Raw genomic sequence first — 26,540 nt, 5'->3', positions numbered from 1 at the left:
GGCCAGGATGTTAAATGTCAAGGCGCTCGAAGCGCTTCTCGTCGACGATGCTCCTCAGACCCCAGCGGAGACGACGAACCGCGGTGCGACCGAGTCCGACATCGCAGTGGTGGGGATGTCGGCGCGCATCGGCGAGGCGGAGTCCGCCGAGGCCTTCTGGCAGGCCCTCAGAGCCGGACGCGACATGGTACGAGAGTTCCCCGAGGAACGTCGTGACGACGCCAATCAGCTTCGTCTGGAGGCTGGGAGACTCCCCTTGAGTACCTCGCTCCTTGAACTCGGCTACCTCGACAGGGTTGACCAGTTCGATCCAGAGCGCTTCGGCATCGCCCCGCGTGAGGCGGAGCTCATGGACCCCGCCCAGCGCCTCTTCCTCACCGTTGCGATGAATGCACTTGAGGATGCGGGCTACGGCGGAACCTCGCTCGCGGGCACCCGTGCGGGGGTCTACGTCGGGTCGTACGGCATCGACGGCAGCTACCTGCCCGATGTCGACACGCTCAAACCCGCTAGTGCGGGTGTCGCCCTCGCAGGGAAGGTCAACTCCATCATCGCTTCACGGCTGAGCTATTGGCTCAACCTGCGCGGCCCCGCCGTAATGGTGGACACCGCGTGCTCGTCGTCGCTCGCAGCCACCATCCTGGCTTGCCGGGAGCTTCGCTCGCGGACTGTCGATCTCGCCGTGGTCGGCGGGTTGAGGCTTGGCCTGGTGCCTCCTGAGGCGGGTCCCCATCCGCTGGGTGTCGCCGCTGCCGGAGGGCGCACTTTCAGTTTCGACGCTCGTGCGGATGGCACCGGTGGTGGCGAGGGGGTCGTCGCCCTAGTTCTGAAGCGCGCCCGTCAGGCCCTTGACGACGGTGACCACATCCACGGCATCATCCGCGGGGTTGCCATGAACCAGGACGGCGCCTCCAACGGTCTCACGGCTCCCAACGCCGGCTCCCAGGCCGCGCTCATCCGCGAGGCGTGGCGCGACGCTGGCGTGAGCCCCGAGAGCGTGAGCTACGTCGAAGCGCACGGCACTGCAACCCCTCTGGGTGACCCTGCCGAAATCGCTGGCCTGACGGAGGCATTCTCCGCCTACGAGACCCGGCCACAGGCTTGCGGCATCGGCTCCGTCAAGAGCAACGTCGGCCATCTCGACGCGGCGGCCGGAATCGTTGGGCTGCTCAAGGTGCTGCTCATGATGAAACACAGGCAGATCCCGCCATCAATCCATTTCACCTCGCCGAACCCCGAGATCAACTTCAGTCAGTCTCCCGTCTATGTCAATGACCGCCTCACCGCGTGGGAAGGTCCGAGTCCCCTTCGGGCTGGTGTCAGCTCGTTCGGGATCAGTGGCACCAACTGCCATGTGGTCGTCGAGGAACCCCCTGCTGTGAAGGCGACCGACAGCTCGGCCGAAGCTCACCTGCTTGCCCTTGGAACTTGGAGCCGCGACTCGCTGATCGCCGCCGTTGACTCTCTGCGCGCCGTGCTCGTCGAGGACACCGGAGTCAACCTCGCCGACGCTGCCTACACGTGTGCGGTGGGACGTGGTCACGGCGAGCACCGAGTGGCGTTCTGCTTCCGCGACCGGGACGAGTTGCTCGCTGCGATGTCCGCCATGGTCGAGGCACCCCAGGACTTCGCCAATGCCCGATGGCACCGCGTTGTCAATGATCCTGACGGCTCCGGTCACCTTTCCATCCGGGACAAGGAGGACCTGACACGCCAGGCGAGAGACCTCACTCACGACCTATCCGGGGCCAACCGGCGTGCCACCTTGGAACGCTTGGCTGACCTCTACCTGGCCGGCGCGGACTTGCCCTGGGCCCACCTGTACCCAGGTCAGGACCGCCGCAGGATCCCCTTGCCTCCCTTGGATGACACGGCTCGACGGGTGTGGCGGGAGGCTGGCCGGCCTGGCCTGGCTTCGCAGACCGAGCGTCTCCACCCGCTGGTTCATCGGCACGTGATTGATGAGCGGGACTTCGACATCTATGAGTCCGTGCTCGAGGCCGAGGGCTGCTTCGAACTGGGCAATCACATCATCAACGACACCTACGTCCTGGTGGGGACGGCCTTTATCGAGATGGCTCGATTCGTCACCGAGCGTTCCCTTGGCGGTAGCGTCACATTCTCGAACTTCCACTACCGACAGCCGCTCAGCACCCGGGGCGACGAGGCCCGTCTTGTCCGGTGCGTGGCCACGAGGACTCCGAGTGGTGTGAGCTGTGAGTTCCGCAGCCGTCCGCTCGACGGCGAGGGCTGGACGGAACACTGCCGCGTCGACGCCGCTCTGCTCCACGCCGACCCCGCTGAGCCCGTCGACATCCGTCACCTCGTGGCCTCGTGGCCGGTCATGCAGAACCTCACCGCCAAGGACACCTATGAGTCCTTCGTCAGCATCCGCAGTGAGCTTTGGCGTTCCCCCCGGGCCATCTACTTCGGACCCGAGGGCGAGACCCTCATGTACTACCGAGTAAGTGCCGAGACGGCTGCGGTAAAAGCCGAGTACAGCTTGTTTCCGCCACTCGTCGACTCTGGTGTCAACATCGGCATGGTGCGGGAGGATGACAACCTTTACCTCCCCCTGGCGTTCGAACGGGCGCGATTCTTCCGGCCGCTGCCGGACGAGGGCTACTGGGTGTGCCGACCCACTGCCACCGAGGGGGAACAAGTGCGGGAGTTCGATGTCCTGTGCACCGACACCAGTGGCCAGGTCGTCGCGGCTTTCGAGCGATACGCCATCTCTCGCGTCAACGCCCCAGAGGAGTTCCTGCGTGATGTTGAACACGACTGTGTCCATGAGATCGCGTGGATCAGCGTCGATGAGCTGCTGGGTGCTCCCGCACCAGCTGGCAAGAGCCTCGTCGTCGCGAGCCATCCTGCGGACCGTGAACGCGCGGAGGCCGTGGTCTCTGCATCCCGGGGACACCTCGCGATGCTGTGCAGCCCCGATGAGTTTGGTGAGTCCAGTATGCGGCGTCTCGTCTACCAGGTTGGACTCGAGGAGATCGTCCAGGTCATCCACCTCATACCCGCCACCCCGGGTCTTGGCCTCCCGGCGGCCGAACTGGAGTACGAGGCCGAGCGGGCTCTGCGCCCGTTGGGCAGCCTCGTGAAGACTCTCGCGAAGTCCGGCATCCACCATCGGATCGACTACCTGGTGGTCACCCGGAGATCGCAGGCGATTGAGCCGGGGGAGCCGGGCAACGCCTACGGGAGAGCCGCCACCGCGATGGCACTCTCGCTGGCGGAGGAGTACTCCAACATCAACATCCGGATCCTCGACGCTGACGAGCACACCACCGGCGAGCAGATATTTGCCGCGGCTGGCGGAGACTCCCGGTGCCGAGTCAGCGCGCTGCGCGCCGGCCACCGCCTGGAGCCGTCGATGGTGCCCTGTGCTCAGTCCGCCCGGGAACGCTACTCCCCGGAGCCGATTGCGGGCGACGATGTCGTGCTCATCAGCGGTAGCGGCGGGATGGCCCTCGCCTTCGCCGAGGCCCTCACACGAACGCACGATGGGCTGCGGGTGGCGCTCATCAACCGTCACGTGGACGATCATGACGTGACCGCGCCCCTCGATGTGAAGGCTCGCCGCATCCTCAGTCGCGTTGACGCCCTCCGCGCCGCGGGGGCCTCCGTGTCGCTCTGGCGCGCCGATGTCACAGACGCGGTCGCCCTCGACTCGGCGATCTCGTCGATCCGTGAACATTACGGGCGCATCGACGCGGTGATCCACACCGCCGGGCTCCCGGGTGACGGGTTCCTGCTGACCAAGCCCTGGGAGGAGGTTGCGCGTGTCCTCGCCCCCAAAGTCATCGGCACCCAGCTGCTCACCCGGGCCACGATGGCCGACGACCTCAAGGTCTTCGCCATGTGCTCGTCCATGACGGGCGTGTTTGGCTCCGCAGGGCAGAGCGACTATGCCGCCGCCAACGCCTTCCTGGACGGATTCGCCACCGAGCTGCGCTCCGCCGGGATCCGAGCCGTGTCGCTCGACTGGACTGGCTGGTCCGAATCCGGCATGGCGGCTGCGCATGGAGTCGAATCCGCCGACTGCTTCGTGCAGTTCGTCGACGACGCTGAGGGAGCCGAGCTCCTTTCCCAAGGACTCAGGTCGAGCGCACCTCAGATCCTTCTCGGCCGGTTCATCCCCGAAGAGATCAGCACGCGAGTCGATGCCCTCTGCAGCGCGCTCGACATTCGAATGCTGCTCGAGAACGCTCCGACCACATCCGCGAACGAGCGGCGGGCGTTCAGCTTCGACGACCTCATCGTTCATGGCTGCGGCAGTACTCCGCTCAACGAGACAGGGCAGAAGGTCGCACTCGCCTGGGCCGGTGCCCTTGGCTCCCGCGAGTTCGGGGTCCGTGACAAGTTCTTCGAAAGCGGAGGCAACTCCCTGTTGGCCTCCGCGCTCCAGGTGGAGCTGGATCGCGCTTTCCCGGGGATAGTCAACATCGCTGACATCTTCATCTACTCGACCATCGCGGAGCTGACTGAGTACATCACCGCGAGAACCCAGATTCCGCGTCCGAAAGACTCCGCTTTCACCCCCATGGATGCCGATGAGTCCGGTCTGTCCGAACTGCTCGACCGCTTCCTCAAAGGGGATGTCGGCATCGAAGACATCGTAAACGAACAGCAAGAACCACCCGCCACTGTGCCGACTAACGCTGCACCCGAAGGAATGAACTGATGAGCAACATCAAGAGGGTCATCCTGGAACAACTCGCAAAGGGCAACCTCACGAAATCGGAATCCATGGAACTCTTGGGACTATTGACGCGCTCCGAAAGTCGCAAGCGTGAGGACATCGCGATTATCGGGATGGCTTGTGACCTGCCGATGTCGCCAAATGTGGAGGCCTTCTGGGACAATCTGATCAACAACCGCACATGCCTGGTAAACAAGCCGGCCAACCGCCTGCACCACGAGCAGGTGTTCAAGAATCCGTACTTCGCGGAGTTCGTCGGCCGTCCCGTGTTCACCCCCTCGGACGAGGATTTCGAGAGGTTCCTTGGCGGGTATGTCTCTGATATCGACCAGTTCGACTACGAGTTCTTCAACATCACGGAGTCCGAGGCCGCATCGATCGATCCGCAGCAGCGGCTGATGCTGCAGCAGATGTGGCGGGCCCTCGAGGACGCCGGCTACCCGGAGGATCAGATCACCGGGCGACGGATTGCGTCCTTCGTCGGCAGGGACGCCACGAACACCACGGATTACCGGCGTATGGTCGAGCTTCCTGACGAGCATCTGTCCGGTGTGTGGGAGGGCATCCTCGCCAGCCGAATCAGCTACCTGTTCGATCTGCGCGGCCCCGCGTACGTTGTGGACTCCGCCTGCTCCTCGGGCCTGTTGGCCATGCATCTCGCGGCCAATGCGCTCCGGTCTGGTGAGTGCGAGATGGCGCTGGCCGGTGGCGTGGCGATCTCCTGCGGCAATGTGGACGTCGAGGCCCCGGAGGATGACAGCGATCCTCGTTCCGGGCGGCCCGGCGATGTCGTCTCACGCGACTATCGCATCCACGCCTTCGACGGCAAGTCCTCCGGCTCAGTGTTCACCGAAGGCGTTGCGGTGCTCGTCCTCAAGACCCTCAGCGCAGCCGAGCGCGATGGCGACCACATCTACGGAGTCCTCGCCGCTACTGCGCTCAACTCCGATGGCACCTCAAACGGGTTGACCGCCCCGAACCCCCGTGCCCAGGAAGAGCTCCTGGTCGCCGCTTGGAAAGCCGCCGGCGTCAACCCGGAACAGGTGGAGTATGTCGAGTGTCACGGCACTGGAACCCCGCTCGGTGACCCAATCGAGGTGCTCGGCCTCAAGAACGCTTTCGAACGCACGACCGATCGCAAGCAGTTCTGTGGCATTGGTTCCGTAAAGACGAACATCGGACACACGGTGGGGGCCTCCGGTATCGCCGGCGTCATCAAAGTGCTTCACGCCATGGAGAGGGACGTCATCCCGGCCAGCCTGTACTTCGATGAGCCGAACCCGCACATCGACTTCTCGGACTCCCCACTGTACGTCACTGATCGGAACACTCCGTGGCCACGACGCGACACCCCCCGCTACGCGGGCGTCAGCTCCTTCGGGTTCAGCGGGACCAACGCCCACGTCGTCCTGCGCGACCACACCTCGGCCCGGCGCCCGGCACATGAGGTTCCCAAACCCCGGTTGTTCGTCCTGTCCGCGAAGTCACAAGCCGCCCTGGGGCGCTACGTCGATCAATACCGCACCTATCTGGCTGGCGACGTCGGGGCGAGCCTCGAGGACATCTGCTTCACCGCAGCACGAGGTCGCGGCCACTACACCCATCGGCTCGCGATCGTCGCGGATACTGTCGACGAGTTGGCCAACCGCATTGCCGAGCAGAACATCGGCTCGATCACGCCCTCGAACGGTACAGTCCACATTGGCCACCACCGCATCGTGCCGCAGCGAAAAACACACCGGGAACCCGGCGACGTCACCGAGGCCGAACTTGCCCGTCTCAGCAACCAGGCGCGAACGCTCGTCAGCGAACTCGCCCACACCGATCCGAGCCGCGAGCAGCTCAGCTTGTTGGCTGCTCTCTACGTCCGCGGTGCCGGCATCGACTTCGCCCAGCTGTTCGCCACAGGACACCGCGTCTGCTTGCCCACCTACCCATTCGAGCCCAGCCCCTGCTGGGGCCGCCCTCGCGTCTCGCACGTTGCCGACACCGTGCCGGCCGACGACTGGGGCGAGCTGCCGCACCCGCTCGTCGATCGCTGCCTCGTGACCTCGCTCGACCTCGGAATCTACGAGGCCAGGTTGTCGCCGAAGACGCACTGGCCGGTGGCAGACCACGTTCTCATGGACACGTTCGTCGTGGCGGGAACGGTGCAGCTTGAGATGATCACGGAGGCGCTGCGGCACCATTACGGGACGGCGGGGATCACCGTTGCTGACATGAACTACATCACGCCGGTGCTGGCCAGCCCCGACCGGGATGTGATCGTCCACATTCGGATCAGCCGGGACGGCGAGCGGGACCAGGTCGAGGTCGTCAGTCGCCTCGACGACGAGGGCGCCCAGTGGGTGCTCAACGCCCGCGGCCACGTGACCCCTCAGACCGGTCCAGAGCCGGCTCCCGAACCCACCTTGGCGCAACTGGCCGCCGACCCCGACCTCGAGAGGATCCCTGCCGAGGGGATCCCGAACTTCGGGCCGGGCTGGCAGCACACCGCCCTCGGCTATCGCTCCATCAGCGACCCGGACGTCACCTACAGCGTCATGGACTTCGGTGGCGACGCCACTCGTGAGGATCTCGGCCAGTACTGGCTCCATCCGGGCATGCTGGACTGCGCCTTCAGCCACATCCAGATCCTCGTGTTCATGGCCCCGAACTTCTTCCTGCCCCTGGGATATGAGGGCTTGGAGCTGCGCGGGCGCCTGAGCCGGCGCTTCTACGCCCGTTCCCGCCGTGTCCACGCCAATGACGACGTCATGGTCTTCGAGATCACGCTCGTCAACGAGGATGGCACCGTCATCGGTCGGGTCGAGCGCTACTCCATGAAACGGGTGCCAAAGTTCAACGAGTTCACTTCCTCTTCGTTCTATGGGCTGCAGTGGCACGAGACAACCGAGCCCGGTGCCCGGAAGCCCTGGCAGCGCCCAATTCTGCTGGTCTCCAGCGCCGAGGTGGATTCGTCCCCATGGCAGCGAGAGCTGGCCACCTGCGCGCCGGCCGTCCACGAGATCATCCTCGGTGAAGAGAACCACGTGCTCGCCCCGAACAGGGTCATGGCTTCCGTTGACGACTCGTCGATCGAATGGGCAGTCCGGCAACTGCCCACGGATCAGTTCGACGCGGCCGTCGTCGTGACCGGCTGGAATCCCGATCGCGCCGCCTGGGACGATGCCGACCTCGACCGTGGAATCAGTCAGGGTGTCGACGGCCTGGTCCACCTGACCAAGCTGCTCCAGACAAGGGCCAAAGGCGGGCTCGACCTCGTCGTGGTCGCGGACCACGCCCACCAGATCGATGGCGACGAGCCGTTCATCGATGCCTCCCACACTGCGCTGCTCGCCATGACAAAGTCCCTCAAACACGAGTGTGTCACCTTCTGTCACAAGGCCATCGACACCGATGGGCGTACCGAGATCGCCACGCTTGTGAACGAGGCCCTCAGCGCAGGGACTGGCCCGACCCTGGTGGGCTACCGGCGTGGCGTCCGTTATCAACCCGTCCTCGTCGAGTCGACGTCTCAGGACTTCCCGTCCGTGAGCAAGGCCGGTGACGCCAGTGGTATCTACCTGGTCACCGGCGGAGCTGGGGCTCTTGGGTCAGCCACAGGCATGGCCCTGGCCCAGTCCAAAGCGCCTGTGTGCCTAGTCAGCCGCCGTCCTCTGCCCGATCGTTCCCAGTGGGAAGCTCTGGCCTGCGTCGACGACAGGACCGGACGCATCGTCCGCAACCTGCTTGAGATCCAGGCCGCTGGGGCCCCACTTGAATTGGCGTGTGCGGATGTAACGGATGAGGCCCAGATGTCCCAGCTCATTGGCCGCCTGCGCGCCACCTACGGTCGGATCCGCGGGGTTGTCCACTGTGCCGGCACCGCAGGGGACGGGTTCCTGTTCTCCAAAGATCTGGAGACCTTCCACCAGGTGCTGGATCCGAAGGCGGCGGGGCTTCGGAACCTCTATCGCATCCTCGGCGATGAGCCCGACCTTTACCTCAGCTTCTCCTCCATGACGTCGCTGCTGGGCGGCGCCGGCCAGTCTGACTACACGGCGGCCAACAGCTTCCTTGATGGATTCACGACGGAGTTGCGCCGGCGCGGCATCAAAGCCCGGGTCATCAACTGGCCGGGCTGGAGCGAAATCGGCATGGCTGTCGATCACGGCGTCGACGACTCGCGCGCCCCGTTCGAGTCGCTGTCCACCCACTCGGCGCTCAACGTCGTCAACGAGGCCATGATGTTCCGGGACATCACCCACGTGATTCCCTCGAACCTCAACGCGCAGGTCTTCGCGGCCATTGAGCCTGGCTACTTCTGTTTCGCCAACTCTGACGCGATCAACCGCCGACTCGCCCGTGAGTCCGCCCGACTGGAGCGGGAAACCGCCGTCCAGGACCATGGTGCCGCTCCTGTTGCCATCGATCCCAACGACGTGGCAATCCTCGGCAAACCCGACTCTGAACTCGACGATGTCGAGCGGACCGTGGCCTGCGTCTACGCCGTGGTCATCGGGATCTCCGAGATCGACATCTACGACACGTTCACCGCGCTCGGAGGCAACTCGATCATGGCTACGGAGATGATGAAGGTGCTCAACGGTCACTTCGACGACGTGCTCAGCATCTCGGACATCTTCACCTACGCGACTCCCGCCGAGATGGCGGCGCACATCTCCGAGGTCCTAGGGATCGGCTCCGTCGTCGAGGAGGAGATGCCGGCCCAGGGCTCCTACAACGAGTTGATCGGCCAACTTGAGTCCGGAGAGATCGACGCAGATTCCCTACTGGCCTACATCGGTCAGAACTGAGAGGACCGGATCGTGAGGCTAGGCCTTCTCTTCCCCGACGTGGAGTCTTTCAGACCTGGCATGGCTGTCGAGACCTACGAGCACTACGCCGTTGTGCGCCGTGGCTACGAAGAGCTGGATTCGGTGGTCAGCCGCGGCCTGACCCGACGGGTGCTGTACCCCACTCGCAGGGACAGGGGCCTGGCCGCGCACGAGCGTCGGGCCGCGGTGCTGACGGCATCCGTGGGCCTGTACTGCCTGTACCGCCAGACCTTCCCCGTCCCGGGGAACGTGCTCGTGGGCAAGGGCGTCGGCGTCCTCGCTGCCCTCGTGGCGGCGGGTGCTGTCACCCTCCGGGAGGCCTTGAGACTCGCGACCCGGCGTGGTTCCGTCCGCCCCCGGCGTGTGGCACGTCCCGTGGTCTCAGTCGCCGATTACCGCCCCCGCAGGCACCCACGGGAGTTGGCCGAACTCATCCAGGCACTGGAGTTCGAGCAGGACTGGCCCCGTGCGGCGGCCGCTGAGCGGCTCGCCTCGATGCGCCTCGATGCGCTGCTCGAGATCGGCCCCGGGGACACCGGGATCACCGCCCTCGCATCGGCCCGGCCGGAGACGCTGCTGCTGGGCGCACTAGATCGTCACGGGAACCAGGCTCGCGTCACGGACATCCTAAACGAGCGCAAGTTGTTCAACCTTGATCACCTGGCCCATCGGGTTCTCGGCATCCTTGCCGGGACCCCCGACCGGCTTGACCAGCCTGACTCCCGGCAGCGTCTCAGGGAGCTGGTCACGGCCATCCGCAGGACCCGGGCGCACTTTGGCGGCCCGGTGAGCAACTGGCGGACGCCAGAGGTGTGGGCGGTGCTGCGTCGCCTCAGCGCCATGATCACTACATGTTTCGACCTCAAGGGCGTTCCCCAGGAGGAACGCGACCGCCTGCTTCACCACCTGGAGGGCGACACTCTCCTGCCGGTCAGGCGCCTGACAGGGCTGCGTCCCGAGACAGTGGATACGAGCGGCCGGGGTGCGGTGCGAGAGGAGAAGAAACATGCGTTCGCCTGAACTCGTCGCCTCCGTCCTCCAGGGCCTCAAGAGGGGTGATCTCAGCCGCGAGTTCGCCGTTGACCTGCTGCGGAAGATAAACCAGCGCACGGACGTGGCTGTCATCGGTATCGGCGTCGCCCACCCGGGCGGCGATGACTACGAGTCGCTTTGGACGACTTGGGCCAGCGGCGACTCCTACATCCGACGCTGCCCCCTGGACCGACTCGAGGACGTGGCCTGCCTGGTGCCTCCCGCAGTCACCAAAGACCCGTGGCTGGCAGCCAAGGGAGGCTACCTTGAGGACCTTGACCTGTTTGATCGCGGGGTTTTCGGGTTCGACCAGCACTCCGCCGAGCACCTCTCGCCCCGGACCCGCCTCAGCCTGGCGACCGCCTACCGGGCGCTCGAGGACGCGGGTATGGCGGGGGAAGCCATCGCGGACAATGACATGGCCGTCATCGTCGGCTACAACCACACGAAGGAGCAGCTCGGGTCTTTCCTTGAACTCGTCTACAAGAACACGTTCGCTGCCGACCCCCTAAACCAGCAACTCGGAAGCTGGACCAGTGGCATCGCCTCACGGATCTCGATGTTCTTTGACCTCCATGGCCCCTCCTATGTCGTCGATGCCAGCTGCCCCTCGTCACTGGTCCCGGTGGTCAACGCCTACCGCGGCATCGCGAACGGCGATTTCTCGACAGCTCTCGTCGGGGGACTCTACGTCGACTTCACCCCGGTTCACCAGTACACGCGGCTTGGGTTTTCCATGGCCCAGAGCGACGACACCGCCACCAAGCTGTTTGACCGCCATGACGCAGGCAGTTTCGGCGGCGAGTTCTGTGGCTTCGTGGTCCTCAAGAAGCTGGAGCGGGCCGTCGCCGACGGCGACGCCATTCATTGTGTTATCCGGGGTGTCGCCATGAACAACAACGGCGCCGAAGGTGAGTTCATGTCCAGTTCACCCAGGAGCATCGCCAAAGCGGTGCGGGATGCGGTCGAGAGCGCTGAGATCGACCCCGAGGACATTGGCCTGTTCCTGGGGGAGGGGTATTCCGGCGGCCTGGAGACGGCACTGGAGCTAGCCGGCCAGGCGGCGGGCTTCCGGCAGCTCACCAAACGCAACCAGTTTTGCGCCATGAATGCTCTTACCGGCACCCTCGGGTATGTCAATTCGGGCCTCGGCATCGCCAATCTCATTGGCTGCTCCTTGGCGATCGAACATCGCCACATCCCGGGACTGCCGCATTTCGACTCTCCCATGGAAGAGGCAGATCTGCTCGATTCCCCGTTCTACGTGCCGCCCGTGACCCAGCCGTGGGAGCCGCCCAAGAGCGGGTCTCGGGCCGCGATAGCCTACAGCTACGGTTTCGGGGGCTCCAATGTGCTCGCCGTCGTTCAGGAGGCCCCACTGCTGCCCCCAACGCCCGTCGCAGGTAAGGGGGAGGTCCTCTACTGCGTCTCAGCCGCTAGTCGGGCGTCCTTCGAACGGCACCTTGATGCAGAGATCCAGTTTCTCGCAGATTTGGACGAGGCGGACTTCCGGGCTTTCTGCTACACGGCGTGCTGCCGTACCCACCACCACGGCCACGAACGTCTGGCCGTCCTCGCCGTTGGTCGTGACGAGTTGCTCGCCCGACTTCGAGAGTTCCGACGGACGTGGAGCCCTGCAGCGGGCGTCGTCCACGCCACCCTCGGCCGAGGGGCGCTGCGCAAGCGGAGGCGCTCTCTTCAAGGCCGCGCGCTCATCGAGTGTGCCCAGGCTTTCGTTGACGGCGACAGCTTGGCCCTGTCAGAGCTGTTCGCCCCCGAGGACCAGAGGTTTGTCCGGGGACCCGCCTACCCGTTCGACATGGTCCGTTGTTGGCCGAAGCGCAAACAAGTCAACCGACTCAAGTTGGTAATCGCATCCTTGGTGGGCAAGCCCGCCGGGTTCGTGGAAAGGATCAATCGATGACCCGACTGCAGTTGTTCTGCATACCCCACGCAGGTGGCTCGTCTGCGCCCTACTATCGCTGGCGTCGCATCATGCCAGAGGACGTGCTCGTGACCCCGATTGAGCTCGCTGGGCACGGCCGCCGCCTATCCGAGGACCTCTTCGACGACGCCTATGCGGCCGCACGCGACGTGGCCCACCAGATTCAAGCGCACCGCGATCCGTCCGTGCCCTATGCCATCTGGGGACACTCGATGGGGTCCTTGCTCGCCTACGAGGCATATTTCGTGTTCCGCGAGTGGGGTGCCGTGCTGCCCCTGCACATCGTCTTCTCGGGGCGGGGAGCTCCCCAGAACACCGGTACCCGCACCAAGTACTCGGCAATCTTGGATGACGAGCAGTTCATTGCCGCGATCCAGGGTTATGGCGGATCCACTCGAGAAGCGCTCGCCGCCCCGGAGCTTCGGAAACTTTTCCTCCCCGTACTCCGTGCCGACTTCAAGCTCTGCGAGGGCTACACATGGCGGCCGCGCCACCATCGCATGGCCTGTGACATCACCGTGGTCAACGGACGGGATGACCCATCGGTAAATCCTGCTGCTGTGACCGAGTGGGCCCGCCTCTCCTCGGGGAGAACCAGATTCCTGGAAGCACCGGGGGATCACTTTTTCTGCTTCCAGGGCGATGAGGTGGTGCTTCAAACGGTCAGGGGCCTCCTGGCCCGCATCCCAGTTCCAACCCAGCCCTTGTGCTGTTCCGCGTTAGAAGGAGAACATCGATGACTATGTGTGAGAGTAACTACGACAGCATCCCGGTTGCCGAGTTCCGGCCCGAGCCCCATGCTGAACGTCATGGACCCGGGGCTGTCATCGAGACCCGGGGTCTGAGAAAGTCATTCAAGAAGACCGATGCTGTGAAGGGAGTGGATCTCGAGGTCTGCGAGGGTGACTTGTTTGGATTGCTTGGCCCGAACGGTGCCGGTAAGTCGACCACCATCAACCTCATCCTGGGACTCCTGAAGCCCGATGGTGGCTCGGTGCAGGTCTTGGGGTGCGACGCGCATCGCCTCACGGATGACGTCAAGCGTCAGATCGGCTATGTGCCGCAGGACATGGCCTTCTTCGAGGACCTTTCCGGTATCGACAATGTCACGTACTGGGGGAAGCTCAATGGGTTGCGTGGCGCGGCTCTTGCGGAGGCGGTACATGACGCCTTGAACTTCACAGGTTTGTGGGATCGCCGCAAGGACAAGGCCAAGAACTATTCGGGTGGGATGCAGCGTCGACTCAACATTTCGTGCGCGATCGTGCACAACCCGTCGGTGCTCATCATGGATGAGCCGACTGTTGGTGTTGATCCGCAGTCCCGTAACGCGATCCTCGAGTCGGTCAAGGCCTTGGCCGCTGGCGGGACGACGGTCGTGTACACATCGCACTACATGGAGGAGATCGAGGCCCTCTGCGACAAGGTGGCCATCATGGATCATGGCGAGATCATCGCCTCGGGTGGTCTCCAGGAGGTTGTTGACCGGCACACCAACGAGCGGGTAGTCGAGATCACCCTGGCTTCCACCCGGGATGCGGCCGAGGCTGCGGTGCGCCTTGAGGCTCCTGGCCTGACCAGTGACCGCATCGAGGTCGACGGCGTCAAGGTGCGGGCACATCTGGACAAGGGTGCCGACTTCGCCGAGTTTGCGCGATGCGTGCTTGCGACCAGTCCCAATGTCGCTGGTCTCAGCGAGGTACGGCTGTCGCTCGAGGCTGTGTTCCTGAGCCTGACCGGCAAGACCCTGCGCGATTGAGAATCATCGAGAGGATCTGACTGATGTACCTGTTGCTGACACAGTTTCTGTACTCGTTGAAATCGGTGTGGATGGACAAGAAACCTATTCTGTTCCGTCTCGGGGTTTTCGTCCTCATGACGTTCATCCTTGGCAGCGCATTCAATTCTTCTTTCAGCAAGAATGACATCGACCCGGTGAAGATCGGCTACTACTCCCAGGACGTCGGTGATGGAGGTCAGGAGTACTTCACCCAGCTCACGTCTATTCAGGGATTTGAAGGGATAGCCACCTTCACAAAACTCGAAAGCTTCGAGGCCGGACAGCAAAAGGTCGAGGACGGGGAACTCGGCGCGATGCTCTACATCGGCAAGGACTTCTCCGACAATCTCGCCGCCGACAATGGTCGAGGCACCGTAGAGGTGTACATGAAGAAGTACTCGGGGATCAACTATCCCGTGGTGAGCTCCGTCGTCGACAGCTTCAACAGCGGCGCCAACACCGCGTGGGCCGTCAAGTCCATCGGAACCGCTGGGGGCGACACCTCATCAGGGAGTGTTGGAACCAGTCAGGGTGTCGAACTGCACGATGTCACCTCGTCGCGGAACCTCACCGGGTTCAGCTACTACGCCGTGGGCATGCTGTTGTTCCTCTTGCTGTACGGCACGGAATACGGCAGCTTCGGCGGCATGCACGAGGACTTCCTTGGTGTCGTCGGCAAGCGCACCCGCCTGACCCTGGTCAAGCCGTGGCAGCAGTACCTCGGCAAACTTTTGGCCTTCAGCCTCGTCCCGTTCACGCAGGGCGCCATCTACATCGGCGTCACGAGCCAGTTCTTCGGCGTCGACTGGGGCCAGAATCTGCCCCTGACCTTGGCCTTCGTCTACATCTTCGGAGTCCTGGCCATCGCCCTCGGCATGACTGTCATGACGATGACGCGCAGCGAGCGAAAGACCAAAGGATTGTTGCAGGTCGCCATCCTCGGCTCCACGTTCCTGGCCGGTGGTTTCGTCGTGGCGAAGTTTGGTCCGTTGGAACTGATCTCCCCCAGCTACTACGCCCGTGAGGGTCTGTTCGGCCTGATGTTCGGGGAGACCACACGCAACGCCATCAACTACCTCGGCGTCCTCGGGGCGATCACCGTCGTCCTGGCGGCGCTGAGCATGGTCAGCGCGAGAAGGAGACTGGCATGACCATCATCCTGAACAACTTCAAGCGGCTTCTTGGGAAACGATCCAGTTGGGTCTTCCTGCTGCTGATTCCCGTGCTGCTCAACGTCTTCATCGTGAAGGTTACGACTCAACAACCAAAGTGGTCCATCGGCGTCCTCGACCAGGACCAGACTCAGCTGACGCAGCAGTTCATGGACAACTTCGCCGGTGATTCGAAGGTCGTCAAGATCGACGCCGGGAGCGATATTCAGCAGGGCATTGTCGGCTCGAACTATGATGTCGCCGTTGTATTCGACAAGGGCTACACGGAAAAGATCATCGCCGGCGAGCCTGCCCGGGCCCAGCTGTACGTTCAGAGCGGGACCAACCAGACTCAGTCCATCAAGGTCCGCATTGATACCTACCTGAGCAGCGTCCAGAGCATCGGTAACGCTGCTGCGGGCGATCAGAAGGCCTTCTACTCCGGCATGGACGCTTTCGTGAAGAACAAGTTCTCCAGCGACTACCGCAACTTTTCCAGCGCTGCGGCGGAGGATTCCAGCAAGACCATGACGACGCTCGGCTACTTGGCGTTCTCGATGCTTCTCATGATGACCGCAGGTGCGTCATTGCTGCTGCAGGACCGCGTTCGCGGCATCTACGATCGGGTCACGCTGTCTGGAACCTCGCGTCTGTCCTACTTCGGGCAGTACATTGCGTCCCTGTTCGCTATCACGATGATTCAGCTCATGGCGGTCATGGAGATGCTGCCGAAGATGGCGGGGGTCTCCTACGGCGACCACATCCAGGAGACCGCCATCGTCGGGTTGTCGGCAGCGTTCGGTCTGTTCTGCGTAGCCAAAGCCATGCTGGTGTTCCGGTTCGTGAAGAACGAACTCATGGGCAGTGCCATCAACACGCTCATCGACATCCCGATGGTGATGCTGGCTGGTGCCCTATGGCCACGCGAGCTGATGCCTGAGGCGCTTCAGAGGATTGGCGAGTTCCTACCCGTGTACTGGTATCTCGACGGGGCCGAGGCCGTCATGAGCACCGGCGCCATCGGCGCAGCGCTACCTGCGATCGGGTTCCTCGTAGGCATCTCCGCTGTCCTGTTCGGCGTGACGGTGGCCGTCAGGACCGAAAGGCACCGGTGACGGCATGGCCCTTTACGTCTGCCGGGACGGCGACGCGATTACTCAGGAGGATCTCCGCCGCATGGCGCGTCTGATGCCCCCGGATCGTCGCGTCCGTTGGAAGAAGTTCCGATCCGATCAGGATGCCCGGAATCTCGTAGTGGCCTACTGGTTGGCGATGTTCGGACTGCAGCAGGAGAGCCCAGAAGCTGCCGGTCTGCCGTGGCGATACTCCCGTTACGGCAAACCAGCGGTGGAGGGTACGGAGTTCAACATCTCCCATTCTGCTGAGCTCTGTGCCTGCGGGGTGTCCCGGAGCGAGATCGGGGTCGACGTTCAACAGATTGAACGGTCCCTGGACGTGGTGGAACTCGCCGAGGTGGTCATGGGAGCGCGCGAGATGGCTCGCATCACCCAAGCCCTCGACAGCCACAGTGCCTTCATCCGGCTGTGGGCAATGAAGGAGAGCTATGTCAAATGTCTTGGGGGCGGGCTGTACTACCAACTGCCGTCGATTGACCTTTCCGGGCTTTCCGAGGGCGGGGGCGAGTATCGGGGTCTCCAGCTCGAGACGTGGCGGCACGGCGACTATTGGTTCAGCGTGTGCACCCGGGAGGGAGGACAGTGGCCGTCCGATGTGCATCACGTTCCGGCCGAGACCTTGCTGAGCCTGGCGGAGCAGATGGGACCTTCGGTGAACCAGGAAGCGTCTGCGACCCCCAATAGGAGGTGAATCAAGCCCGACGAGACTCCTGCGCCTTGGATCGACGATTTGACATCGGTCCAAGGCGCTTCGTCATGCTCGAATCCAGGGCCTTCCGGGAACCGCCATCGAGTTCCCCTTGCCTGGGCTGGTTGGATGCGAGAATCGCAGGTTGTGCCTTGACTCTGACGTCACGTCAAAGGGTGAACTCATCGACATGACGTTGAGACGGTGCATTGTCATCGTTCGATCCGAGTCGAGGTACTGAGCATGCACAAGCTGAATCCCCAGGAGTCCGTCGGAACGGTTGCTGAGCGCGAGGGCAACGACGGTCCCGCATCCTCGGCTGAAGCGTCTGGTGACAGCTTCCCGCTGGCCCCGCTCCAGCGGGGCATGATCGTCGGATGCCTGGACGAGAACCGCGATGACGCATACACCTTCCAGCAGGTCTTCACGGCAAAAACCTCCTCCGGGCCGATGTCCCCGGCGCTGATAGCCGAGGCCTTGGAGGGACTGGCGATGCTTCACCCCGTGCTCCGCACCGCGATTCTCCTCGACGATCCAGCGGCCCCGCGCCAAGTGGTGATGCCCGACCGGCGCATCGAGTTTACCGAGCATGACCTTCGGGCTTCTGGGATGAACCTCGACGCGTGGCTCGAGGCAGACCTCGCCCGCGGCTTCGATCTCGCAACCGACTCTCTCGTGCGGGTCAGCGCGCTCTGGGTGGGGGAGCGACTCGATTTGGTCTGGACGTACCACCATGTCATTCTCGACGTCTGGTGCCTCGAAACGCTGTTCGGCGACTTTCTGGAACTCCACGATGCCCTCAGCGACGGCGAGACCCTCGGGGCCGCGGTCGCCCGCCTCAGCGCTGGCCGCGCCGAAGCCCCGTTCCGTACCTACGTCGAAGGCCTTCAGAACCGCGATAACGACGGTCTTGTCACCTACTGGCGCGACCTTCTCACCGATTACGAAGGCACCCCGGACCTCGTCGCCACGGGGCGGCCCGACGGCCAGCCCGGGCAGGTGGGGTCAGTTGTGTGCCGGGTCGGCCAACCACTCGCCGACGCAGTGCAGAGTCTCGCCGCCACCCACGATGCCACGGTGGGTGGCGTCCTCCAGGCCGCTTGGGCGCTCGTGCTGATGCGCGCCACCCGCACCGACGACCTCACCCTCGGAACGGTGGTCTCTGACCTTGACGAGCGGACCGGCGCCAAAGCCGTCGGTCTGTACATCAACGTGGTGCCGTCACGGATCACCGTCACATCAACGCTCACCGTCGCCGGTCTGATCCACCAGATCCGCGATCAGCATGCAGCCTCCGCACCTCACCGTCATGCCTCACTGGGGCAGATCCAGGGGATTTCCGGTCATTCCGAGGGTCTCGTCCGCGCGCTGTTCGCCCACGAGACCAAGGACTGGCAGGCCGCACTGACCAGCGAACGCGGCACCAGCCTGAGTCTTTGTCATGACCACCGCCGTACGAGCTTCCCGCTCAACCTCATCGGCCGGACAACCGCCGACGGGATCGTTCTCGAACTGATCCGAGATGGGGGCGTCTACGCCGAGGCGGAGGCGCAGCGTCTGCTCGGTCGCGTCCTGCGTGTCCTTGAGCAGTTCGTTGCGGATCCCAGCCGCCCCGTCACCGAGGTTTCCACCCTCACCCCTGAGGAGGAGCGGCTCGTCCTCGAGGACTTCAACGCCAACGCCCAGACCTTCAGTGGTGGCGGAACCGCTGCCGAACTCTTCCTGGCTGAAGCGGAGGCGCATCCCGAGCGGGCCGCGCTGGTGTGGGAGGACGGTTCGCTCACGTATGGCGACCTGCGGGCCTGGGCGCTGTCAGTGGCCGCTCGGCTGCGCCGCACGGGAATCCCCAGGAGGTCAGCCGTCGGTGTCATGGGGGAGCGCGGTCCCGCCCTGATAGTCGGGATGATGGCGGTCCTGCTCAGCGGCAATCATTTCGTCCCGTTTGACGTGGGGCACCCGCGCGAACGGATCGAAAACATGGCCGCCGACTGCGGGCTGCGGGCGATGCTCACCGCGGGTTGGGAGGCCGCTCAAACCGCCGCGCATCCGGGAACCCTTCCCGCTGGCTGCGTGAGCCTGTCCCTGGACGATGACACCCGTGTCGATGCAGCTCCGGAGCTGTATGAAGCCACGCTCCCGGAGCCCGACGACTTGGCCTATGTCATCTACACCTCCGGCACCACCGGGCAACCCAAAGGGGTTGCACTCCACCACCGCGGGCTGGTGAATCTGCGACACGTGCTGCTCCAGACCTACGGCGTCACCGCCACCGACCGGGTCCTGCAGTTCGCGGCTCCCACCTTCGACGCCTCCGTGTGGGAGCTCACACTGTCACTGCTGTGCGGGGCGGGGCTTGTCGTCGTTGACCAGGACACCATCCATGACGTGGAACGTCTTGAGCAGCTCGCCGAGCGGCTGGGCGTCACCCTGGCGGCGCTGCCTCCCCAGTACTTCCTAACCACCGGCAACCTGCGCCTGAGGGTGCTCACCACGGCCGGTTCCGCGTCGAGCGCCAATGTCGTGAACAAGGCGTTACGAACTTGTGAGCGTTACATCAACGCATACGGGCCGACCGAGAACACGGTCCAGATCAGCGTCTGGGAGGCGCCGGGTACTCCCATGGATCCCACTGAGCGGATCCCCATCGGTTGGCCCACTGCCAACTCACAGGTGTACGTGCTGAACGGCTCTCGCGTCTGCGGCATCGGTGAGCCGGGCGAACTGTGCGTGGCAGGAGTGGGTGTGGCTCGTGGCTATCTCAACCGCCCCGAACTCAACGCCGAAAAGTTCGTGCCCAATCCCTTTGGCGAGGGGATGATGTACCGCACAGGTGATGTCGCCCGTTGGCTCCCGGATGGAAGCCTCGACTTCTGCGGCCGACTCGACAACCAGGTCAAGGTCCGCGGCTTCAGGGTGGAACTCGGCGAGGTCGAGAGTGCGCTGCGCCAACTCGATGGCGTCCGCGATGTCGTCGTCACCACTTGTACGGATCACGTTGGCGAGTTGGAGATGGTTGGCTACGTCGTCGGTGAGTCCCATCTCAACCCGACCGCCATGCGCGACCAACTCGCTGAACTGCTGCCGCGATACATGATCCCGGCGCACGTGGTTCAGATGGACGAGATCCCCCTGACCAGACACGGCAAGCCTGACCTGCGGGCCCTGCCCGCAGTCACGGCCCCCAACCACCCCGCGACGGGGGAGCCGACGGAGTCCTCAGGCGTCGAGCATCAGGTGTGCGTCGCGCTGGCGGAAGTCCTGGGACTCGACGCCGTGTCGCCCGGTGCCAACTTCTTTGAGCTCGGCGGTGACTCGATCAAGGCCATCCGCCTGGTGTCGAAGATGCGCTCCGCCGGCTACGACCTCAACGTCGGCACCGTCCTTGGCGGGGGCACACCCCGGCGCATCGCGCGAGGGACACGGCTGCGCGCCGAGAACCCTCACGAACAGGGTGAAGTCACCGGCGAGGTCCGCGGGGTGCCCATCGCCGAGGAGTTCTTCGCCAAGGCGCTGGCAGAACCATCCCACTTCAACCAAGACATCGTTCTTGAGGTCGGGCAGACGACGGCCGATGTCATCCGCCAGTCCCTTGACGCCGTGTGGTCCCACCACGACGCACTGCGGTCGGTGGTGTGCGGCGACATCCTCGTCATCCGAGACGTTGCGGGGGCCGAGCCTTACGGGTTCGAAACCCACCGGGTGCCCGAGGATGCCGAGCGGCGGCCGGCCCTGCTCGCGATCGCCGAACGACTCCAGCGCTCGATCGACCTGGCCAGCGGCCCCCTCGTCAAGGCGGCCCTGGTGCAGAGCCCAAGCGGTGGCTCCCTGTTCATTTGCATCCACCACCTGGTCGTCGACGGCGTTTCGTGGCGAGTCCTGGCCGAAGACATCCTCACGTGCATCTGGCAAGCCCAACAGGGGCGTGAGATCGCCCTGCCCGAGAAAACCGCATCGCTCGTCGAGTGGGCACACGCCCTAAAACAGGCACGCGCTCGGATCGACGCGCGTGAATCCGGCTACTGGGAAGCCGTCGAGAGCCGCGCCGATAGGGCGCAGTTGCAAGTTGCGGCCGGTGCCGGGTCCGGCGTCGCACGGATCGAGTTCAGCCTCGACCGGACACTCAGCACTTTGCTGCTGCGTGAGGGAGGTCGCACGTACCATGCGGAGCCTCTGGACTTGTTGTTGGGGGCGTTCGGCTCGGCCGTCGCTGCCCGTACGGGGCAGGAGGAAGTGGCGGTCCGGCTCGAGACCCACGGACGCACCGGGCTGGACGGGATGCCCTTGGTCGACAGGACCGTCGGTTGGTTCACCGCCGAGTACCCGTTGGTCCTGCCCTGCTGCAGGAATCCCCGGGAGGCCATCGTGACGTCCAAGGAATCGTTGCGGGGCGTACCCCGAAAGGGCTTCGGGTACGGCCTGAGGCCGAAGGGTTTCTCGGGGATTGAAGCCACCGTCACCTTCAACTACCTTGGCGAAGTGGCCGAGGCCGGCCAGGAAGATGACTTCGGGGCCGTGCGAATGAACGAGACAGGCCTGCGCTGCGCCCCCGAGAACCGATTTGCACCGGGGCTCCGGGTGCTGGTGACCGTGCGGTCGCACCTCGTCCACGTCGAGTTCGATTTCGACACCGAGGTCATCGACGAGGTACAGGCGGCTGCCCTGGCGGAAGCCTACGAGAACGCTTTGACGGAAATCGCCGCCCACTGCCGTGACCGCCTCGAACTCGGACTCACAGTGCGCACCCCATCAGACTTCAGTGCCTCCGAACTGACAGCCGACGAGGTGGAACGCATCGTGGGGCAGTTGGCCCAATCCGGTCAGATCCTGGACATCGACGGCATTGAGGACATCCACGACCTCTCCCCCTTGCAGGAGGCGATCCTCCTCGAAGCCCAGCAGAACCCCTGCTCTGGAGCTTATGTGCTGCAGCAGGTGGTCGACGCGCACATGCTCGCCGGTGACGTCAACGTGTGCCACGTGCGCGACGCCCTCCGGGCTGTCATGGCCCGCCACTCCGCCCTCCGAACCGCAATCGTTTCAGCGGGTTTGCCCCGGCCCCGCCAAGTGGTGCTTGCAGAGCGAACCTGCCACGTCGAGGAGGTCCGCTCCAGCGGGGCACCCGGCGCCCTGGACGCTCTGCTGGAGAGCGACGCGGACCGCGGATTCGACCTCGTGACTGATCCACTCGTGCGCGTCACGGTCCTGCCGCGCGAGACTGGTGCGACGATGCTGTGGACCTTCCATCACATCGTCATCGACGCCTGGTGCATGGGCACCATCTTCGAGGACTTCGCCACGGCCTACGAGAACCTGGCCGCTGGCCAGCCCCCCGCGGAGGTCCTGGACGCGGCACGTCGGGCGGCTCCTGACCTCGCCTCCGTCCTCACCCACCTTCAGCAACGCGACGACGACGGCGTCGAGGACTACTGGTGCGAGCTACTCAGCGGCTACGAGGGCAACAGCGGCATCCTCCCCGTCGAGCCGGCCGATGGTCGGGGCATCGGCCGCCAGCGCTTGGCGCTGGGGCGGGGCCTCACCGACCGGCTCAGTCGCCTGGCCATCAGCCACGCCATGACCCTCAGTGGTCTGGTGGAGGCCGCGTGGGGATTGATCCTCATGCGTGCCACCGGCAGCCAGGACGTGGTTTTCGGCAAGGTTGTCTCCGGTCGCGACATCGCGGCCGATGGCGCCGATACGGTCGTCGGGCTGCTTGCCAACACCGTGCCTGTCCGGGTGCGGTGCACCCCCACCACCACTGTTGGCGAGCTGCTCACCGAGCTGCGCGACCAGGCCCTCGCCTCCAGCCACTTCGACCGCACATCCCTCGCCCGGATTCAGCGGGCGACGAAGCAGCCCCATCTCGTGCAAACCCTGTATGCGCAGCAGGTCCAGGTAGCGCAGGTCTGCTCTGCCAGCGGTGCCCTGACCCTGGACATCGGGCAATCCCGGGAGAAGACTGGCTATCCGCTCAACCTCCTCACCTCGACCAGCGACGACGGGCTGGTTCTGGAGTTGCTCTACGACGCCGATGTTCATGCCGCTGCCGAGATCACCCGCCTTCTGACCCGGATGTCCCTGCTCCTTGAGCAGTTCACGGCTGAACCCCGGGCGCTCGTGACCAGCCTGTCGACGCTGACCGATGGTGAAGGCGAACGCATCCTTGGGAGTTTCAACGCCACCGCCCGCGAGTACCCGCGCGATAGTTCACTGCCGGAGCGGTTCGAGCAGATCCTCGCCGACGATCCGTGCCGGATCGCGCTCGTTTTTGGGGCGGAGCGCGTCAGCTACGCCGAGCTCAATGACCTTGCCGATCGTGTTGCCCGCGCCCTGTGGGTAGCTGACGTCGGCCTCGGCGACCGGGTCGCCATCCTGGCCGATCCGGGCCGGGAGCTGTTCGCCGGCCTGCTTGGCGTCGTCAAGTCCGGTGCCAGCTACGTTCCGCTTGAGATCGATGCCCCCGCGGCACGCACCGGATTCATCCTCGCCGACTGCAAAGCCAGCGTCGTCCTGACCTTCGGGCAACGCGCTGACGAGGTGCTCGCCTCCCCCGGGTGTCGTCCCGAAAACTGCCATGTCATCAACCTTGCGGCGGTTCTCGGCGCCCCACCGATTGAGTGCAAGCCGCCTGAACAGGAGCTTGACGGTGACTCGGAGCTGTATGTCCTCTACACGTCGGGCACCACCGGGCAGCCCAAGGGCACCATCATTCAGCACCGTTCGGTGATGCGTCTCGTCGTCAACAGCCTCGCTCAGCCGATGGAGCCGGGCGACATCATGCTCCAGGCGGGGTCGTTGGCGTTTGACGCCTCCACCCTCGAAATCTGGGGGATGTGGCTCAATGGCGGCACCGTTGTCGTTCCCACGAGCCGCTCCCAGATCCTCACCCCCTCCTCGTTGGCTGCCCTGATCCGCGACGAGCGCGTCAACAAGATGTTCTTGACAACCTCCCTGTTCAACCAGCTCGTCGACATGGCCCCCGAGTGCCTCGAAGGTCTGACCTGGCTCAGCACCGGCGGTGAGCGAATCTCGCCCGAGCACGTGGCGCGCCTGTACCGGGTCAACGACGAGGTGGTCGTCGTCAACGGTTACGGACCGACGGAGAACACCACCTTCTCCACCACATACGTTGTCCCCCGTGACTTCACAACCATCCCGATCGGTGCCCCGATCACGAACAGTCAGATCTACGTCCTGGACGGCGACCGGCTGTGTGGGATCGGGGAGATCGGGGAGCTGTGCATGGGCGGCGACGGGGTGGCGTTGGGGTACCTCAACCGCCCGGACCTCAACGCGGAGCGGTTCGTGCCCAACCCCTTCGGGCCGGGACGTATGTACCGCTCCGGGGATCTCGGCCGCTGGCGGCCGGACGGCACCGTGGAGTTCCTGGGCCGTTGCGACGACCAGGTGAAGGTGCGCGGGTTCCGCGTGGAACTCGGTGAGATCGAGACCGCACTCGAGCGGCTCCCCTACATCCGCAACGCGGTCGTCCTTGCACAGGCGGAGGCCAACCCAACCCTGTCCCTCAGCGCCTACCTGGTGGCCGATGTGCCGCTCGAGATGGCTGTCGTGCGGCAGGAACTCGCAGCAATCGTCCCCCACTACATGGTGCCGTCGCACTTCCTTCAGCTCGAGGCCCTGCCCCTGAACCGCAACGGGAAGGTCGACCGGAAGGCGATGCCGTGCATCGAGGTGACGGCGCGCACCGGCTCAGCCGCCCCCACGACGCCGATCGAGCAGGCGCTGTGTGAGGCCTTCGCCGAGGTCCTCGGACTGGAACAGGTGGGCGTCGACGACGACTTCTTCGAGGTGGGTGGCGACTCGATCCGGGCGATGCGCCTGGTCAACAATCTCCGCAGGCGGCAGGTCCACGTCACCGTCACCGATGTGTTGCGTTCGAATACGCCGGGCTGTTTGGCGATCCTCGCCGAGGCGCACGCTGAGGAGGCAACCCCCGACGTGGCCGACGAGCCTGCCGTCGTCGCCATGACCCCAGCCGCCGCCCGGGTGTACCTGGCCCAGTTCCAGGACCCGGACTCGCTCGCCTACAACGTGCCCTTCGGACTCGAGGTAGCCGGAAGGCTTGACCCGGAGCGACTTGAGACGGCCCTTCGCGGCCTGGTCGCCCGACACTCGGCGCTGCGAACCAGCTTCCGTGCCGAGCCGACTGGCCTGGTTCAGGAAGTCACCCACGCCAGCATCGACCTCGAGATCACCTCCGGTGATGGTTGCGACTTCGAAACGCTCGTCTCCGATTTCACCCGGCCTTTCGACCTCGCCGCCCCGCCCTTGCTGCGCGCCCGTTTGATCCAGGGCACTGCCGCCGACCTGCTGTTGCTCGACGTGCACCACATCGCGTTCGATGGCTGGAGTCTCAAGATTCTGCTGGCCGACCTGGGTTCCGCATACGCGGGGGAGGAATTGCCCCCCGCCCCCGGCTACGAGGTCTACCGAAGATACCTCGACGGGGTCAACCTCGAGGCGCAGCGTCTCTACTGGTCCGAGGTTTACGCGCGGTGTCCGCAGCCACTGGACATCCCCACCGACGCCGCCGCCTCCGCTGATCTCGGCGAGCTGTCCACTATCCGGACCTTGCTCGCGCCCCATATCGCGCAGGGGCTCACCTCCCTTGCCCGGAGCCGGCAGGCAACGCTCTTCCACACCTACCTGACTGCGGTGTCCATCCTCTTGCAGAAGTTCACCATGAGCGACGACATCATCATCGGGGTTCCGAGCGATGGGCGGCGCAGCGCGGAACTCGAGGAGGTCGTCGGGATGTGCGTCAACACCTTGGCCATGCGGACGAACCCCTCCGATGGCGTAGTGGTCGGTGACCTCCTTGAGGACATCCGAGACCGGGCCATTGCCGCCTATGCCCATCAGGACTATCCGTACGACGCGGTGGTCAGCGACCTTGTCGGCCGCGGTCTGCCCCCGGGGCGGCCACTGGTGCAGGTCCTGCTCGCCTTCAATCAGGCGCCGAGCGTGCCTGACTTCGACGGCCAGGATGTGATGCTCCGCGTGCCCCAGGGGCGAGGCGCCAAGTTCGACCTCGAGTTCACCGTGACCACAGGCCCTGCCGGTCACGAGATCGGCATCGAATACCGCTCAGCCGTGCTGGCCGATGAGACCGCCGAGCTACTGCTCACCTACTTAAAGGCCATCCTCACCCATCTACCCGCGCAGGTCGACTCGCTCGTGGCAGACATCGATCTCGCCCCCGACCAGCCGCTTGAAATCGGGACACGCTCCGACGCCCTCTCGACCTCGATCTCCTGATAGG

At 64.5% G+C, this 26,540-nt stretch carries 10 protein-coding genes; all 10 read left to right on the top strand.

Annotated features, from left to right (window positions below; genetic code table 11):
• The first annotated feature begins 7 nt into the window (after positions 1-7).
• The 10 genes from ACO6D6_RS08185 (at position 8) to ACO6D6_RS08140 (ending at position 26,536) form a co-directional block, all read left to right on the top strand.
• Positions 8-4,690: an SDR family NAD(P)-dependent oxidoreductase gene (locus ACO6D6_RS08185; RefSeq protein ID WP_484784770.1), complete on the top strand. Its 4,683-nt coding sequence runs from the start codon at positions 8-10 to the stop codon at positions 4,688-4,690.
• Positions 4,690-9,507, top strand: coding sequence for an SDR family NAD(P)-dependent oxidoreductase (locus ACO6D6_RS08180; protein WP_484784769.1), 4,818 nt, complete (start codon positions 4,690-4,692; stop codon positions 9,505-9,507). The genes ACO6D6_RS08185 and ACO6D6_RS08180 overlap by 1 nt, the downstream gene beginning before the upstream one ends.
• 60 nt (positions 9,508-9,567) lie before the next feature.
• Entirely contained in the window at positions 9,568-10,548 is a 981-nt protein-coding gene (locus ACO6D6_RS08175; protein WP_484784768.1) for a hypothetical protein, read from the top strand.
• Positions 10,535-12,484, top strand: a complete 1,950-nt coding sequence (locus ACO6D6_RS08170) for a beta-ketoacyl synthase N-terminal-like domain-containing protein (RefSeq protein WP_484784767.1) — start codon at positions 10,535-10,537, stop codon at positions 12,482-12,484. Before ACO6D6_RS08175 ends, ACO6D6_RS08170 begins: the two co-directional genes overlap by 14 nt.
• Positions 12,481-13,245, top strand: coding sequence for a thioesterase II family protein (locus ACO6D6_RS08165; protein WP_484784766.1), 765 nt, complete (start codon positions 12,481-12,483; stop codon positions 13,243-13,245). The genes ACO6D6_RS08170 and ACO6D6_RS08165 overlap by 4 nt, the downstream gene beginning before the upstream one ends.
• Positions 13,242-14,264, top strand: coding sequence for an ABC transporter ATP-binding protein (locus ACO6D6_RS08160; RefSeq protein WP_484784765.1), 1,023 nt, complete (start codon positions 13,242-13,244; stop codon positions 14,262-14,264). The genes ACO6D6_RS08165 and ACO6D6_RS08160 overlap by 4 nt, the downstream gene beginning before the upstream one ends.
• 23 nt (positions 14,265-14,287) lie before the next feature.
• Positions 14,288-15,436 (top strand): ABC transporter permease, encoded by a 1,149-nt coding sequence (locus tag ACO6D6_RS08155; protein WP_484784764.1) that lies wholly within the window; start codon positions 14,288-14,290, stop codon positions 15,434-15,436.
• A complete protein-coding gene (locus ACO6D6_RS08150) occupies positions 15,433-16,551 on the top strand; it encodes an ABC transporter permease (RefSeq protein WP_484784763.1) in 1,119 nt (372 codons plus the stop codon). The genes ACO6D6_RS08155 and ACO6D6_RS08150 overlap by 4 nt, the downstream gene beginning before the upstream one ends.
• Positions 16,552-16,555: 4 nt before the next feature.
• Positions 16,556-17,263, top strand: coding sequence for a 4'-phosphopantetheinyl transferase family protein (locus ACO6D6_RS08145; protein WP_484784762.1), 708 nt, complete (start codon positions 16,556-16,558; stop codon positions 17,261-17,263).
• A 240-nt stretch (positions 17,264-17,503) separates the two neighbouring features.
• Positions 17,504-26,536, top strand: a complete 9,033-nt coding sequence (locus tag ACO6D6_RS08140) for an amino acid adenylation domain-containing protein (protein WP_484784761.1) — start codon at positions 17,504-17,506, stop codon at positions 26,534-26,536.
• Positions 26,537-26,540: the final 4 nt, after the last annotated feature.

The organism is Arachnia sp. (assembly GCF_057238465.1).
The sequence above is the reverse complement of the archived record's forward strand: the minus strand, read 5'-3'. Positions and strand labels throughout refer to the sequence as shown.

Coding starts and splice junctions, on each gene's coding strand:
- ACO6D6_RS08185 (WP_484784770.1), top strand. CDS start 8: ATGTTAAATGTCAAGGCGCTCGAAGCGCTTCTCGTCGACGATGCTCCT.
- ACO6D6_RS08140 (WP_484784761.1), top strand. CDS start 17,504: ATGCACAAGCTGAATCCCCAGGAGTCCGTCGGAACGGTTGCTGAGCGC.
- ACO6D6_RS08145 (WP_484784762.1), top strand. CDS start 16,556: ATGGCCCTTTACGTCTGCCGGGACGGCGACGCGATTACTCAGGAGGAT.
- ACO6D6_RS08170 (WP_484784767.1), top strand. CDS start 10,535: ATGCGTTCGCCTGAACTCGTCGCCTCCGTCCTCCAGGGCCTCAAGAGG.
- ACO6D6_RS08155 (WP_484784764.1), top strand. CDS start 14,288: ATGTACCTGTTGCTGACACAGTTTCTGTACTCGTTGAAATCGGTGTGG.
- ACO6D6_RS08160 (WP_484784765.1), top strand. CDS start 13,242: ATGACTATGTGTGAGAGTAACTACGACAGCATCCCGGTTGCCGAGTTC.
- ACO6D6_RS08175 (WP_484784768.1), top strand. CDS start 9,568: ATGGCTGTCGAGACCTACGAGCACTACGCCGTTGTGCGCCGTGGCTAC.
- ACO6D6_RS08180 (WP_484784769.1), top strand. CDS start 4,690: ATGAGCAACATCAAGAGGGTCATCCTGGAACAACTCGCAAAGGGCAAC.
- ACO6D6_RS08150 (WP_484784763.1), top strand. CDS start 15,433: ATGACCATCATCCTGAACAACTTCAAGCGGCTTCTTGGGAAACGATCC.
- ACO6D6_RS08165 (WP_484784766.1), top strand. CDS start 12,481: ATGACCCGACTGCAGTTGTTCTGCATACCCCACGCAGGTGGCTCGTCT.